14 protein-coding genes and 3 pseudogenes are annotated in these 13837 nt (G+C 32.2%); 6 read left to right on the top strand and 11 right to left on the bottom strand.

From position 1 onward, the window contains the following. The 4 genes from AZF08_RS16795 to AZF08_RS32195 form a co-directional block, all read right to left on the bottom strand. On the bottom strand, window positions 1-291 hold a 291-nt coding region (locus tag AZF08_RS16795), incomplete at its 3' end, for a PadR family transcriptional regulator (RefSeq protein ID WP_063177323.1). 338 nt (window positions 292-629) lie between these two features. Next, window positions 630-776 (bottom strand): cupredoxin domain-containing protein, encoded by a 147-nt coding sequence (locus AZF08_RS30515; RefSeq protein ID WP_156029208.1) that lies wholly within the window; start codon window positions 774-776, stop codon window positions 630-632. A gap of 587 nt (window positions 777-1363) precedes the next feature. Further along, the gene (locus tag AZF08_RS16785; RefSeq protein WP_033679075.1) at window positions 1364-2176 is read right to left on the bottom strand and encodes an alpha/beta fold hydrolase; all 813 of its coding nucleotides are present in this window, start codon (window positions 2174-2176) and stop codon (window positions 1364-1366) included. Window positions 2177-2394: 218 nt separating this feature from the next. Next, entirely contained in the window at window positions 2395-2511 is a 117-nt protein-coding gene (locus AZF08_RS32195; RefSeq protein ID WP_407639484.1) for a hypothetical protein, read from the bottom strand. Between the two features lie 430 nt (window positions 2512-2941). Here AZF08_RS32195 and AZF08_RS16780 point away from each other — a divergent pair, with 430 nt between their 5' ends. Then, window positions 2942-3250, top strand: a complete 309-nt coding sequence (locus AZF08_RS16780) for a hypothetical protein (RefSeq protein ID WP_033679240.1) — start codon at window positions 2942-2944, stop codon at window positions 3248-3250. 283 nt (window positions 3251-3533) lie between these two features. Further along, a pseudogene (locus AZF08_RS16775) lies at window positions 3534-3734 on the top strand (DUF1657 domain-containing protein). Between the two features lie 1203 nt (window positions 3735-4937). On the opposite strand, the gene nheC reads toward AZF08_RS16775, so the two are convergent. The 7 genes and pseudogenes from nheC to AZF08_RS32010 all read right to left on the bottom strand — a co-directional run. After that, complete coding sequence (gene nheC, locus AZF08_RS16770) at window positions 4938-6107, bottom strand: non-hemolytic enterotoxin subunit C (protein ID WP_063177322.1); 1170 nt, start codon at window positions 6105-6107, stop codon at window positions 4938-4940. A 274-nt stretch (window positions 6108-6381) separates the two neighbouring features. After that, window positions 6382-6870, bottom strand: a pseudogene (locus tag AZF08_RS32015) (enterotoxin); the annotation flags it as partial. A gap of 106 nt (window positions 6871-6976) precedes the next feature. Beyond that, entirely contained in the window at window positions 6977-7744 is a 768-nt protein-coding gene (locus AZF08_RS16760; protein WP_033678850.1) for a MerR family transcriptional regulator, read from the bottom strand. Further along, the gene (locus AZF08_RS16755; RefSeq protein ID WP_033678849.1) at window positions 7719-8645 is read right to left on the bottom strand and encodes a DUF2268 domain-containing protein; all 927 of its coding nucleotides are present in this window, start codon (window positions 8643-8645) and stop codon (window positions 7719-7721) included. Before AZF08_RS16755 ends, AZF08_RS16760 begins: the two co-directional genes overlap by 26 nt. Before the next feature lie 145 nt (window positions 8646-8790). Then, window positions 8791-9114 carry a zinc-ribbon domain-containing protein gene (locus tag AZF08_RS16750; protein WP_033678848.1) on the bottom strand — a complete coding sequence of 108 codons (324 nt, stop codon included), beginning with the start codon at window positions 9112-9114 and terminating at the stop codon, window positions 8791-8793. Between the two features lie 257 nt (window positions 9115-9371). Beyond that, window positions 9372-10250 carry an Rpn family recombination-promoting nuclease/putative transposase gene (locus tag AZF08_RS16745; RefSeq protein WP_033678847.1) on the bottom strand — a complete coding sequence of 293 codons (879 nt, stop codon included), beginning with the start codon at window positions 10248-10250 and terminating at the stop codon, window positions 9372-9374. Between the two features lie 128 nt (window positions 10251-10378). After that, a pseudogene (locus AZF08_RS32010) lies at window positions 10379-10558 on the bottom strand (recombinase family protein); the annotation flags it as partial. Window positions 10559-10754: 196 nt separating this feature from the next. On the opposite strand from AZF08_RS32010, the gene AZF08_RS16740 reads away from it, so the two are divergent. From AZF08_RS16740 to AZF08_RS16725, 4 genes are read left to right on the top strand one after another with little or no spacing between them, the layout of a single operon-like run. Then, a complete protein-coding gene (locus tag AZF08_RS16740) occupies window positions 10755-11135 on the top strand; it encodes a GntR family transcriptional regulator (protein WP_033678846.1) in 381 nt (126 codons plus the stop codon). Next, window positions 11132-11830, top strand: coding sequence for an ABC transporter ATP-binding protein (locus AZF08_RS16735; protein WP_033678845.1), 699 nt, complete (start codon window positions 11132-11134; stop codon window positions 11828-11830). Before AZF08_RS16740 ends, AZF08_RS16735 begins: the two co-directional genes overlap by 4 nt. Continuing rightward, window positions 11827-12657: a hypothetical protein gene (locus AZF08_RS16730; RefSeq protein ID WP_033678844.1), complete on the top strand. Its 831-nt coding sequence runs from the start codon at window positions 11827-11829 to the stop codon at window positions 12655-12657. Before AZF08_RS16735 ends, AZF08_RS16730 begins: the two co-directional genes overlap by 4 nt. A gap of 41 nt (window positions 12658-12698) precedes the next feature. Next, window positions 12699-13433, top strand: coding sequence for a Bax inhibitor-1/YccA family protein (locus AZF08_RS16725; RefSeq protein ID WP_033678843.1), 735 nt, complete (start codon window positions 12699-12701; stop codon window positions 13431-13433). Window positions 13434-13837 lie beyond the last annotated feature (404 nt).

Raw genomic sequence — 13837 nt, 5'->3', positions numbered from 1 at the left:
TGATACAAAATCCCATTTTTTCCAAAACAATTCAAGTTCCTGGCGGCCAGCCTCATTAAGTGAGTAAAACTTGCGGGGCGGCCCCATATCTGACGGTTTTTTTTCTATGTTCACAAGTTTTTTCTTTTCTAATCGCACGAGGATGGTATAGACCGTCCCTTCCACGACTTCGGTAAACCCAAGCTCGTTCAGGCGGCGGGTAATCTCGTAGCCATAGGTTTCATGGCGGCTGATGATTTCCAGTACGCAGCCTTCCAGTGAACCTTTCAGCATTTCAGTTAAATTTTCCATGTTCAGAGCCTCCTCTACCTCCTCTATTTTGTCTGACTTATATTCAGTATAACAGAGTACTAAGGCAAATTTTTTACTGAATAGCTTTTGGGAAATCAAGCTATTCAGTATTACTTATTACATGTGAATTTTAGCACTGAGTAGCGGAGGTGTCAACTATTTTTCTTAAAATATTTTTGCAACCTCACTATTCAGTGGTGTCGGTATCCAGTATGACATATTACAGGTATATCGTAACACACAGTAGATGAACTGTCAACTGGATTTTCTAAATATTTTTAAAACCAGCTATCCCCATTGGATACAGCCGATTTTCTTTATGGAGCTTTCACTTCCTCCTATGCCTCTTTCACAATGATTACACCGCGGATCATTCCCATCCAGCAGCTGTACATGTAGGTTCCCGGTTTCTCTGGTGTGAAAACGATGAGGTTTTCTCCTACTTCCAGTGACTTCTCAATCCCATACTCATACTGTGAAAGCAATTTTAGGGATTTCCTTGTTGCTACTTTGCGGTCTATGACAAGAACCCCTATACTTCTTTAAATCAGTTTTTAATTTACATTGTTGGAGATGGAAATCTCGTAGCTTCAAAGTGTGTACTTGAAGGATTTGAAACAATTATACCAGCTAGGGTACTTCTTACAGATACTTGTACTACATCTCCAGCATTTAACTGAACATTAGTAGAAACAGATGTAATATTGTTATTTGTGATTGTACTAAAAAAATCATTATCGATGGCTACTTCAGTATTATTTACCCTGATGGCTATTAATATCCTTTAATCGGGAGAGGGAAAAGTAGCAGGCCTAAATTCAACACTTGCAATAACAGAATATATACCTTTTGTTCCTGGAATAAATGTGGAGAGAAAAGTATTATATTCATTATTACTATCCTTACTATTATCTTTAAAATCTTTTCCCCCGCCCTAACAGGCAGTAGACTCTCACCTAAATGTTCAGAGGAATCAAAGAAGAAAGACGAGGGCATCACTGCTCCTATTTGTGGTGAACTCCAACAGGGGCGAATCCCCACTGTTGGAAGTTTCACTTTATTCACGAGACATCTACTTTTTTACTGGTAAAGAAAAAGGTTCTTCTCTATCCATCTCAGTATGGATAAAAACAAACTGCTTAATCATTTCATTTAACCTCTTCGCTGCTTTTGTAGGAATTTGATGCTTTACGTTATCAATGAATTTTAATTCATTACATGGCAATTTCTCATGTAGTAGTTTCGCGTGATTATAAAATGATTTATCTTTCTTACCATAAACCAACAAAACCGGAAGCTCAATGTTTCTAAGCAGATTGGTACAGTTATAGTGCAAACTATAACGATAATACTGCTCGATATTTTGGGTGTTTCCTTTACGAGCTTCTTTAAACATTTTTCTGAACAATTTATGTGTATTTGAATTGCCCCATGAAATAGATAATGCTAAAAATGAAACTGCCCCTGTTTTCGCAAGTTTCACGCCTAGTGAAATCTTATTTTTTAGATATCCATCCCGGACTTCTGACATTCCTCCGATTAGAATACCCCCTAAGGAACTTTCGACATAAGTCAACAAAAATTCTAGTGCGACAGAGCTTCCGGTCGAATATCCGCATATGAAGGCTTTTTTGACTTCCAAATGTTCCAATAAACGTCTAATATCTTCAACAATCAGCGGATAGGTTATCGGTTGTCTTGAATACTGACTCCTTCCGTGTCCTCTAATATCAAAAGCAATCACTTTAAAATCTTTGGATAATTCCTCTATTTGGTACTCAAAATTTACACAAGTGAGTACAGGAGGATGAATAAAAACAATAGGAATTCCTTTTCCCTTTACGGTATAATACAGACTACTACCGTCCACATTCAACATTGGCATGTATTTAATCACCTCAATAATCTGATATCATTCCTAACTCTTCTCTAAAGAAAAAAATTAACTTTCAAAAAATGATGCATAATAATAAATTGAATTATTATTAGGTAATAAGCATATTGGTATAAATGCTAACCATTTGTAAGAGGATTAGAAATAGAAACAAATTCAAAACCTAATCGGTCAGCTCTTTTGTTTAACATTGAAATCTCAATTATCCCTTAAATCTCATCTGTCCTAGAATGATTTTGAATATATAATCCAGGGCTAGGCAAGGATTTTTTAACATGTTGATAAATAAATCGCCCTTTTTTAGCATGATCATTATAGCACTTCATTTCGTTTAATAAATGAACATTGTGTAAATGGATTTTAACCAAGGTATCATTCTTAATTTATCTAAGTTCCATCAGAAAGAGTAACAGTTTTCCATTTGTAACGAGTAAGTCTTACACGTAAAATATTGTCCTTGTGAGTTTCATTTATAAGTTAAGAGCGTGAATTTGTAATATTTTGAATCGATAAAATTTCAAATCGTTAGTACATAGCTTTTCAACTTGCTTTCATTTTCCCTTTTGAATTTCTGTTACTATTATTTTGCATATTTTCAATAAAAAATATTTAGGAAATCTTAGACTTTTTAGGAAAGAAAAATGAAGAGGTATTAGCATAAGTTGGCATCATAAATTTTTATAAAACAATGCAATATAAAGCATGTGAAATTGAACTTAGTGTTTCTTTTTCCTAACTTTTTACAGGGGGCAAAAAATGAATATTCTTAACTTCTTGACGTCATTATTCCATTCTGTAAGAAGAACTCAGCAAATGTTTAAATTGTTTAGAAATAGACGGAATAATAGAGGATGGATTTGGGTTTCTTTACTAGGATTAGGAACAGTTTTTGGTGTAGTAGCAACACGTAATTCAAATATGATGAGACCTATCCAACGTATGTTCCAAGGTGTTCAAAATACAACAAGAACATTTAATCCATCCAAAATAAATTTGGCAAATATGGAGTTTGCCAATGAAATTACGCCTAACAATCAAAAGAAACAAGGGAGTAAACATCAATAACTATCGCTCCTAATAAAAAACTCGTCTTTTAGTCACGAGTTTTTTATTATTCTTAATGACTCTATAGCTGTATCGAATCAGTTTTTTCCATTTTTATTGTGCAACTTCACTTCGTTTTTAAGAACCATCTAACATGGCTTATTCTGTACGATTCGTTTAGTATTTTTTAAATCTTAGTCAATGTATTCATTCTATAAAGATACCTAAAATTTAGAAAACATATTTTTGGTAGAAAATAGCTATTCTAAATAGTGAATTTATAATTATAAGGAGGAATTTAATTATGACAGTAATTACCAAGCTTAAACAAACTATTTCTGGATTAAAAAGTGCTCAAGCATGTTTAGAATGATTTCTTGATACTGACAATCAGCAAGCAAAACAACTGTATCAAAATGCAGCTCAGCAAGCACAGACAATTATTGATTCTTTAGAACCACGTGTTCAGGAGGTTGAACAAGAGGAGCCTCAGTATAATCAATAAACTGCAGTAATCTTCAGATCTTTGGCAGAGGCCGGATCATGGCTAAATTTATATATCTAGAAAGTATTTATACTTTTTTAGGCTAATTGAAAAGAGATGATTTAATTGCATCCTTTTTCTTTAGGTAACAAATCAACAAATAACAAATTTTTCGTATCTTATATAACAGTAAGCAAACCCCAATTTCTTTTTGTTAGCTATTATTAACATCCAAAATGCCGACTTGTTCCACATTTAAATGAGCCAGATACCTTATTATATAGAAGTTTTTTACTTATAGCGCTTGCTTTTCACAAAGCACTTTTATAAAGTGCTTTGTTCTATTTGTAGAATAGGCATTTTTATTTATCTTTACATATTTTTCTAAAGTTTACACAAACTTTCTCTAAGCCGGTCGAACTAGCGATTTCACTCTTTTAAAGACTAGGAAAACAATTAAACTGCCGGTCAAGCTCATGAACCCCACAGGCAGACACCTCATAAAGTTGACGGTCAAACTAAAAAGAAAAATTTTGTATATTTTGTAAACATCTACACATATTATCCTTAAGCCGCTTGGGCTGCGGTTGTATTCTATTCAAACTGGCAATCTTCTCTTTACCCGGCAGACAGCTTAAAACGTTGTCTGCCAAATCATTAATGTTTTTTTGTAATTATATTCTTTTTACACATACTATCAATGATTCAGTTTACCAATATGAGTCATTTGAAAAGTTTAAAGATCCTCATGAATTATTTTAATTGAGTTTTCTCTGTCGCTATTTTCTACTTAAATAACTTTTTTGTTCAATTTTCGATTAAGTGCAACGCAATATAATTTAAATCAAAAACCAAATTTCAATATACAAAGACCATTACAAGACAAAAATTCCATCAAAAAGCAGTAAAATAGATAGCAGGTTCCTTAACGTACAGAAAACCGGCTGATTTGTGTCTAAAATGTGTCTAAACGTACAATTTTCTTTTTTTGATATGGTGACCCATGCCCATCAACTTAAGAAAAGTAAACAACCCCAAAACAAAAAAATGAGCTGACTTCTCAAAATAACTAACTGTAGAGAAAGAAAATTTTTATTTAGGGGGTACTTCAAAACCTTAGCTTGATGGCGATATTGCCGTGCCCCTATTGGGGTTCAGCCGAAAACTAGGTCATAGTAATACATTATTTTCCAAAAGACTTTTTTTGAGTGTATTATGTAACATTCAGAAGCAAGCCTGTCCTTTTTGTATAATCTGTTCTATTGATTGTCCTTTTTGTACAATCTGTTCTATTGGTTGTCCTGTTTGTACAATCTTAGCACCTTCATATAATTTATCTGCATAATTTTTAAGGTCCTGCCAGCTATCCTTCGCTATCTTCAGATCTGTTTTTAATAAAGCAAGCCTGTCTGGATTAATCTTGTCAACATTTTTAAGCAATGAGTTATATTTTGATCCTATTGTATGCCACTGATTCGATATATTTTGTAGCGCATCAATAGCTGTATCAATTGTTGCAGTCATATGTTCCGTTTTATTTTTGGCATCTGTCAAAATAACTAATTCTGCCTCTGCTCCAGAAATCCTGGACTTTAATTGTTCTATTTCTTGCTGTGCAGATGCGATATTCTTGTCAGTAGTGACAATCAATGGTATACCAACCCAAGGCATCAATACAGCTGCAGCTATATAGCCACCACGTTTATCATTATTTTCTTTAATTATATTATTAAAATTATTGATTTGTTGTTGTAAAAGTGGAATACCGGCGTTCGTACTTTCTAAAATAGTCTTCAATTGATTAGAATCGTCTTTAAAACTTCTTGTATCTTCAGCCATTGTATTTCGGAATGTTTTCAACTTTTCTAGTAGTCCATCCACTTCTTGGCTATTTTTCAAAATACTATTATATAATTTCTCCAGTTCATTTTTAAATGCAACTGTATCTTTTTGATCTAAAGCAGCTAGTAATTGATCATAACTCGCTTGAAAGGTATCATTATAACTTACACTATTCTGATTCGTTTTCATAATATCAGGCTTTAGATTATCTAACCAATATGTTGCATTCCTTTGCGCATCCTTTTGATGCTGAATCATGTTTGCTTGTAAATTACCATTTATAGAACTTATTTTACTTAAATCTGTCTGTTCTTGATTACGGATTGTTTGAGCATATGAATCCATTGTAAGGATACTTGCCCCCATTTTCTCCATTACTTCTTTATATTTATCAGGACCAAGAGAATAGCTCTTAATATCTTCTTGCTGTTGGGACACACTATTTTGCACAGTTTGTTCTGCTGCAAAAGTATGGAGAGGGATTACATTACTCGCTGCCATTCCAGTAATGATTGTTGATAAAATAACTTTCTTATACAATTTTTTATTCACCTTTTTTCACCTATCCTCTCAAATGTATCACGTATTTTATTAAATTCATAAGCTTATATTCTTTACTTCATATGAATTACGATCATTGCAAATAAAACAACATATTAAAATAGAGATTTTCATACTTTCTTATTCTATAATCTTTATCAAGTTTCATAACTAAATAGGAAATCTCCCGTTCAAACTTGAACAGGAGACTCACATTATGTGTTCTTCAAAAGGGAAAATCAGTATATTATATTTTTCATTACTTCGGCAATTTTTTGAAGTAATATTATTTTTTCTCTTCTACGAATGAAATCTCACTCTTTTGAATATCTTCAGCATACTTGTTAACCTTGTTCCAACTATCCTTCGCTATCTTCAGATCTGTCTTTATAATAATAGCAAGCTTGTCTGGGTTAATTTTGTCAACATTGTCATTCAATGATTTATATTTTGCCCCCATTGTCTGCCACTGATTCTTTACATTTTCAAGAGCAGTAATAGCTGCATCAATTGTTTCTGTTAAATTATTAGTATTATTTTTCAAGAACGTTAACTTAACTACCTGTTGTTTCGCGGTTGAAATATTTTCTGTTAGCTTTTTAATCTCTTCTTGTGCTGTGTTTATCTGCTGCTTCGATGAAACAACTCCGTATATCCCGCCTCCTAATGCACCTGCACCAATAGGCGCAAAGATAATTGTAGCAGTTAAGTATGCACCGAGAGCAGTTGCAACCGACGATGCAATATAAACTTTGTTATTCTCATCAATTAATGAGTGATACTAAAGTCGTTTCAAAACAAATAAAGTTATTTAAAAAGATGGTGTGAAATTTCAATTAACACCATCTTTTATTTATATGTTGTATTATAAAAGTATGAAATTAATAATTCTGTTTATCGATATAATGTATAATAGCATTATATAAAAATTCAGCTAAGTCTTCATTACTAAATTGATTTATATAATTTTTGAATCGATTATCAAATTTATACGTATTTGCAATACATGTCAACATTTCAGAGTCACATACAATAGATTGTTCGAGATAACTTTTCCATTCTACAATTAATTGCTGTACTTCATCGGAAGTAGGTGATTGATTAATATAGGAAGTAATTTTTCTAAATACTCTTTCCATGTTTTGTTCGAATTCATGAAATAAGTTCGCTTTTTCACTAGGAGAGTGTTTTTTCAGTTTCCCCTCAAATTCTTTATATTTTTCTGTTTCTCCATAGATGAATTTCGCTTCATGAGCATATTGTTCTTGTAATGGTAAAATGGATGAATTATTAAAAATATTTAAATTGTAAATATCCTTTCCTGATACATACTCATCCACCGCAGTAATAATCGTTTCTAAACGTTGTTTTTTTAACAATAAAGTTTGGTTATGCTTCTTTAATAATTGTTGCTGTTCTTCTCTCGTAAGTTTCAAAATATCCGCAATTTCCTTTAGAGAAAAGTCCATTTCCTTAAAAAATAGAATTGTTTGAAGTTTCGCTAAACTCTTTCTATCATAGAGTCGATAACCATTTTCTGTTAAGTAAATTGGTTTTAATAAATTTATTTTATCATAATATTGTAAGGTTCTTTTTGTTATGCCTGTAATTTGGACAATATCTTTAACCGTTAGTAATTGTTTCTTCATCCCAAAATCCTTTTATTTCATCTAATATTAGATTGGCAGGAGTTATTGTGGCTTCAAAGATATTTTTACCTGTTTTTTCTAAATAGAATTTAATTAAATAGTATCCACAGGCATAACCAGCAGCATAAGACATATTGACTGGCATATAGTTTTGAATTTTTGCTAATTCGTCACCATAAAGATACGGTGCAATTTTATCAAATCCTGTTAATTGTAATTGTTCCTTGAGCACAGGTTTAATATGTCTATTAAGCATTTCCATAGTTGTTTTCGATACCCAAGGACCGAGTAGATTTTCTCCAAAAATAGAAGTAGCAAAGTTTTCTGCTAACCCTTCACTAACAATTAATTCACCTAAAGTAACAGTATGGTCCCACTGAATAAATTGATATCGAACATTATGATTACATTCATGTGCTAAAGCAGCTTTCATTCGAGGTATTGTGTATTCATTTGGCACAAGTGTACACAAAATATAGCCAGGGATACCTCCATCACCACTATATCCTTCATTTAACATTAATGAAGGGCTATTTTGATCCCCTAATAGAATCGTGAATAAGTAATCGGATACACGAAGGTTCACATCATGCTCTCTAAATAAATGAAGGCTTTTCCTAACAGCTTCTTTACACTCAGACCAAAAAGAATCAGACGAAATCAATTCTAATTCTGGTGTAATCTCATTTGTAATCTGATTAGGAGAAATGCTCATTATATTATTCAATGTAATTACATCAAAACCATTTGGCTCCTCAGCTTTAAAAGGAACATATTGAATTTCCCATTTCCCCATAAACGGAGCCAACATTTCTTGTCTGTATAACTCAACCTTTTCCTCTTTTGGAGCTTGTAAAATTTTTCGATATATTTTATCTGAGCGTAATGATTTTATATTCATTTCTTTCACTCCTTATTTAATATAGTTAAAATTATGCACTATGACGTAGCGTTATAGTCAAGGGGATTAACTAAAAATATAGCAGGAGGATGGGATTGGGTGTTTTTTGAAATATTAATAGGACACTTTCATTTGTAATTAGGGGTCACCATACTTTTGTATAACTTCCTACAACTACATCATATGGAGTCATTGTTCCATTTTTGGTAGGATGCCATTCTTTAGCTATCTCTGGATTTAATTTAGCTAAACAATTATCTATACAAACTTTTTTATTGGAACAATAAGGACATCCTCTTCCTCTATGTCGATTCGTTGGAGACGCTTCCCATTCGTGCCCTTTCTCACATTTCCACCATACTTTTTTATTTGAACCAAATGTAACATCAAAAGGAGACACTTTCCCATTTTTAGTTTCATGCCACTGTTTGGCTAGCTCAGGGTTTCTTATTGCTAAGCTGTTATCCATAAAGTGTTACCTCCTCTCTTTTATATGCTAGGGGTATAGACCATACAATTTGTTTACACATTATAGCTATTTGATATTTTTTTACAAACGGTTAAACTTTATTTTAGACGGTACAACTTTCTTTCAAAATCATACTAATATAAATTAAAAGAAAAATGTCTAAAAAAGGGAAAATGTATTTTTTAGGGAGTTGATGTTTAAAGAACTAAATAAAAAACTTTGCGAGATTTTTCGCAAAGTTTTTGTAATAGTACGTATTATAATAGTAGTTTTCGTATTTCTTCTGTACTTAGACCAGTGAATTTTGCAATGTCTTCTAATGGCATACCATTTTTATGCATACCACGAATTAATTGAATTTTCCCTTTTTCAATGCCTTCTTCTAATCCTTCTTCTCGAGCATGAGCTAACTTAGCTTGTTCATCTAGAAGTAACTTTTCACGAGCTTCATAAGCTGTTCGGAAAGAAGAGTCATGGCTCATATTTTCCCACTTATTCATCGCCTTTTGTAAAATTGGATCTTGATTCATTGCAATCTCCTCCAATATTTGAGTTAAATGTTCATCTTCATGTGCTGGTAGTAATAACATCCAGCGAACAAATGCATTTTCCCATGGATTTACTTTTTCTTCACGCCATTGTTTGACCAATTTTGGAATTTCTACAAAATGAATTTCAATATCATCACTTAGTATCTGTTGCTTTTTAGGATTCCATAATTGTCCTATGGTGTGAAATGAATCATCCTGGGAGAATAATATGAAATCTAATAAGTTAATGGTAATTGTTTTCCGAAGTGAACGATACGGCATCCCTTCTTGCATTTGGGATGTATAGAGTTTACTCCAGTAATATAAAGATCGCTTCACCATATCATGTGTGTTGCGAAGCTGTATCTCTATATTCACTTGCGTTCCGTTGTCTAATGTTGCTAATAAGTCTAATATTGATAACTTATCATCTTCATAAGATTTATGAAGATGAGGATCTTCTAGTTGTAGAGATGTAATAGGTACATCTAAAGACTCTTCTAAGATGGCGTTTAGAAATCCGGTTAATATCTCTTCATTCCCTTTTGTGCCGAATAATTGTTTAAAAGCAAAATCAATTCGTAAATTTACTAATTTTGTGGACATGGGTTTCCTCTCCCTGTCTTTCTTTTCTTCTTATTATTTTATAATTGAACTCTCTATATAAGCAAATGCTACTTTTACCATTGTAGCTCCAATTCATCACAGTACACATCTAACTCCGTAAAACAGTTTTATAAATCCGCTTCAAAATCAATTTCACGAATTATACTATCTACCTTTTGTTCTAAATCTGAAATTGTGGTGTAAGGAACATAGAATATATACTCTCCCGAACGTTGTTCCATATTATATTGTGATATGAGAAAGGATTCGATATTCTTTTGAACTTTCCCCTTTCCTCGTACAAATTTGAATAGTATTTTTCTCTATTTGAGTAGAAATAACTAAAGTTCCATTAACGGTCGTTTATGGCACTTGGTTGGTTACACTAATTCACTAAATATATCATCTTTTATTTATTATATATAGTTTGGAAAAATTACCATTTACACACAATCAGTATTAGTGTATCATTCGTCTAGTACACTAATACTGAGGAGGAAGTAAATGGAAAATGGTTTTTCTCCTAATATCCCGATTTATATTCAGGTAATGGAATACATAAAAAAAGAAATTGTAACAGGTCGTTTAGCACCGGGTGATAAAATTCCTGCCGTACGTGAACTAGCCAGTGAATTACAAGTGAATCCAAATACAATCCAACGTACATTTCAAGAGCTAGAACGAGAAGGTATTGCTGTAACACGTAGAGGAACAGGGAGATTTGTAACAAGTAAAGGGGAAAAGATTACTGAACTACGCAAAGAAATGGCAAAAGAGTTGCTTGATAATTTTATAAATGGAATGGACAATTTAGGATTTACAGAAGAAGAACTTCTCTCAATCCTCCATTCCTCATTAGAAAAGAAAAGAGAGGAAAACGAATGACAGAGTTATTAAAAATTGAAAATCTGTGGAAAAGATATAATTTAAAAACAGTGCTTCAAGACTTAAGTGTAACAATTTCTGAAGGGAAAATTATTGGTCTTGTTGGTGATAATGGTAGCGGAAAAACAACATTATTAAAAATGATTTCTGGTTTGCAGTATCCTTCTAAAGGAACTATCACAATTGAAGGTAAGAAGGTAGGAATAGAAACGAAGAAAATTGTTTCATTTATACCTGATAGCCCTGTTTTTGACGAGTGGATGACAATAAAAGATGCTGTAGTTTTCTATCGTGATTTTTATAGTGATTTTGATTTACATCAAGCAATGGATTTAATAGATGAGTTTAAAATGCCGTTAGAAGAAAATATAGTTGCCCTATCAAAAGGTGAAGTGGAGAAATTACAACTTATTTTAACTTTCTCCAGGAAAGCAAAGTTATATATATTAGATGAGCCATTAGGCGGAATTGATCTTGTTTCTAGAAAACATGTATTAGATTTAATTCTTAAATTTTACCGGGAAGATTGTACCATTCTCATTTCAACTCATTTAATAGAAGAAATCGAAAATATATTTGATGAAGTAATCTTTTTAAAAGACGGAAATATTGTTTTACATGAAAACGTAGAGGAAATTCGTTTTCATCAAGGGAAAGCAGTACATGAGTTGTTTAGGGAGGTTTTTGAGAAATGAATCCACTTTTTCTCTATTTATATAAGTGCAATAGAAAAAAAATAGCTGTCTTTTATTCTGGTTTTATTATTATTTCTTTACTTCTTTTATTTAGTACGATAGGACTCTCAAGGGTACTACCTCCGTTTATAAAGGATTTAGTATTACTCATATTCCTGATAATAATTGGTATAGCTGCATTTTTACTTCTTTTAATAGCGCTGCCTTCTTTCAATAAAATATTAAAAAATTCTATGATTCGTTATACAGCCATCCCAACCCAAAAATATATATATACGAATTTATTATTTTTCACATTAATGTTTATTATTTTATTAGGTATAGGCTTAATTTTTTCATATTATTTTTCACAAAGTCTTTATGATGGAAAAGTAATTGGTTATGATCCCAGTCTTTATGGTGGGGAAATAACCGGAGAATTCCGACAAGAATTTCACAAGTTGTATAGTTACGGAATCTTCCAACACATATTTGCTTTTCTTTTATGGGGAATCGATTTCATGAGTATCCTTATTTCTTGTTATTTTATCATGGCAATTATAAAGCTGTTTCCAGTGAAGTCATCGATGAGTAAAATAATTTTATTCATCATTTTCGTTGCTATTTTTTCAACAATACAAACAATTGTAATGAATGTGTTAAGTAAATTAGAGAAATATGCAGTTACTATTAAGAGTTCTGGGTTCATGGATAAGAATAATTTTTTTGATACATCATTTTACCCTATTGAAGATTTCACTATTTTTGGTTTATGTTTTACTTGCTTGTTAATAATTGTACTCGTAGCGATTACAGGTCGCATTATCAATAAGAAATTAGAGATATAAAAAATTCACTTTACAAGTAAAAAATATTTTAGGAGGAAAGCATGAGAACATCTAATCCAATGTTAAAAAAAGACAAATTTCATGAAGAGAAGACAAACGCTTTTACGATGACTATTGGCGGAACTATAAGCAAAACATTCGTTATGCTTATCTTACTACTTGCAGCATCTGTCTATTCATATGTGCAGGTTACACAAGGTACAATGAAAATGCCGGTATTAGTTGGAGTGGCAGTGGTTAATATAATAGTCGCATTTGCGGCTATATTTATTCCACGTATATCACCAATTTGTGCACCAATTTATGCTGTGGTAAAAGGGATTGTATTGGGAAGTATTTCGGCATTTTATACAATGCGTTTTGGCAATTCTATCGCTTTAACTGCTGTATTATTAACCATTTCGATTTTATTTGCAATGTTAGTATTATATGCAACTCGCATAATAAAAGTAACTGAAAAATTTCGTACAGTTGTAACAGCTGCAACACTTGGCATTTTTATTATGTATTTGATTGTTTTCTTACTAAACACCTTTGTTTTGACTGTTCCATATATTCACCAAGGTGGGGCAATTAGTATCATTATTAGTGTCGTTGTGATTGTCGTTGCTGCATTAGATCTATTACTAGATTTTGATTCAATTGAAAATGGTGCACGTAGTGGGGCAGCAAAATATATGGAGTGGTATAGCGCAATAGGGCTCATGATGACATTAGTATGGTTATACCTTGAAATTCTTCGTTTTGTTTCTTACTTTATGAAAAATGAAGAATAGAAAAAATCCTGCATGTTTCAAACATGCAGGATTTTTTCTATCTCGTAGCATCAATTAAGTCACGTTAGCCTGTGGAGAATGTATATAGATGCTTTACAACGATTTAATCCATACTTATAAACTTTCACCATCTCCCTTCGACCACTACAAACAAATTAACAGTAAAAAACTGACACCCCCTTAGCTTACAGGAAATCGGCTTTTGATTTTTCTATGGAAAAAACCTCTTAGCGTACGAAATTCGCGTTTTATTGGTGCTATCCCATCGCTATCAAGCTAACAAAACAAAATACCCCCTAAAATGAAAAAATACGCTATTCTTTCTGTAGACTCATAGGAAAGGATGGCGTTTTTGTATGTCTATTTCTGTATCTGATGAATTACAACTATTTGCTCAAGAAATT

The organism is Bacillus gaemokensis, from assembly GCF_001590835.1.
In the GTDB taxonomy this organism is placed as follows: domain Bacteria; phylum Bacillota; class Bacilli; order Bacillales; family Bacillaceae_G; genus Bacillus_A; species Bacillus_A gaemokensis.
This window is presented reverse-complemented; position numbering and strand designations above follow the sequence as displayed.

Excerpts from the sequence above, each read along its gene's own strand:
- AZF08_RS16760 (WP_033678850.1), bottom strand. The coding sequence starts at position 7,744 with ATGAAGAAACAATTACTAACGGTTAAAGATATTGTCCAAATTACAGGC.
- AZF08_RS16745 (WP_033678847.1), bottom strand. The coding sequence starts at position 10,250 with ATGTCCACAAAATTAGTAAATTTACGAATTGATTTTGCTTTTAAACAA.
- AZF08_RS16780 (WP_033679240.1), top strand. The coding sequence starts at position 2,942 with ATGAATATTCTTAACTTCTTGACGTCATTATTCCATTCTGTAAGAAGA.
- AZF08_RS16740 (WP_033678846.1), top strand. The coding sequence starts at position 10,755 with ATGGAAAATGGTTTTTCTCCTAATATCCCGATTTATATTCAGGTAATG.
- AZF08_RS16730 (WP_033678844.1), top strand. The coding sequence starts at position 11,827 with ATGAATCCACTTTTTCTCTATTTATATAAGTGCAATAGAAAAAAAATA.
- AZF08_RS16785 (WP_033679075.1), bottom strand. The coding sequence starts at position 2,176 with ATGCCAATGTTGAATGTGGACGGTAGTAGTCTGTATTATACCGTAAAG.
- AZF08_RS16725 (WP_033678843.1), top strand. The coding sequence starts at position 12,699 with ATGAGAACATCTAATCCAATGTTAAAAAAAGACAAATTTCATGAAGAG.
- AZF08_RS16735 (WP_033678845.1), top strand. The coding sequence starts at position 11,132 with ATGACAGAGTTATTAAAAATTGAAAATCTGTGGAAAAGATATAATTTA.
- AZF08_RS16755 (WP_033678849.1), bottom strand. The coding sequence starts at position 8,645 with ATGAATATAAAATCATTACGCTCAGATAAAATATATCGAAAAATTTTA.
- AZF08_RS16750 (WP_033678848.1), bottom strand. The coding sequence starts at position 9,114 with ATGGATAACAGCTTAGCAATAAGAAACCCTGAGCTAGCCAAACAGTGG.
- AZF08_RS32195 (WP_407639484.1), bottom strand. The coding sequence starts at position 2,511 with ATGAAGTGCTATAATGATCATGCTAAAAAAGGGCGATTTATTTATCAA.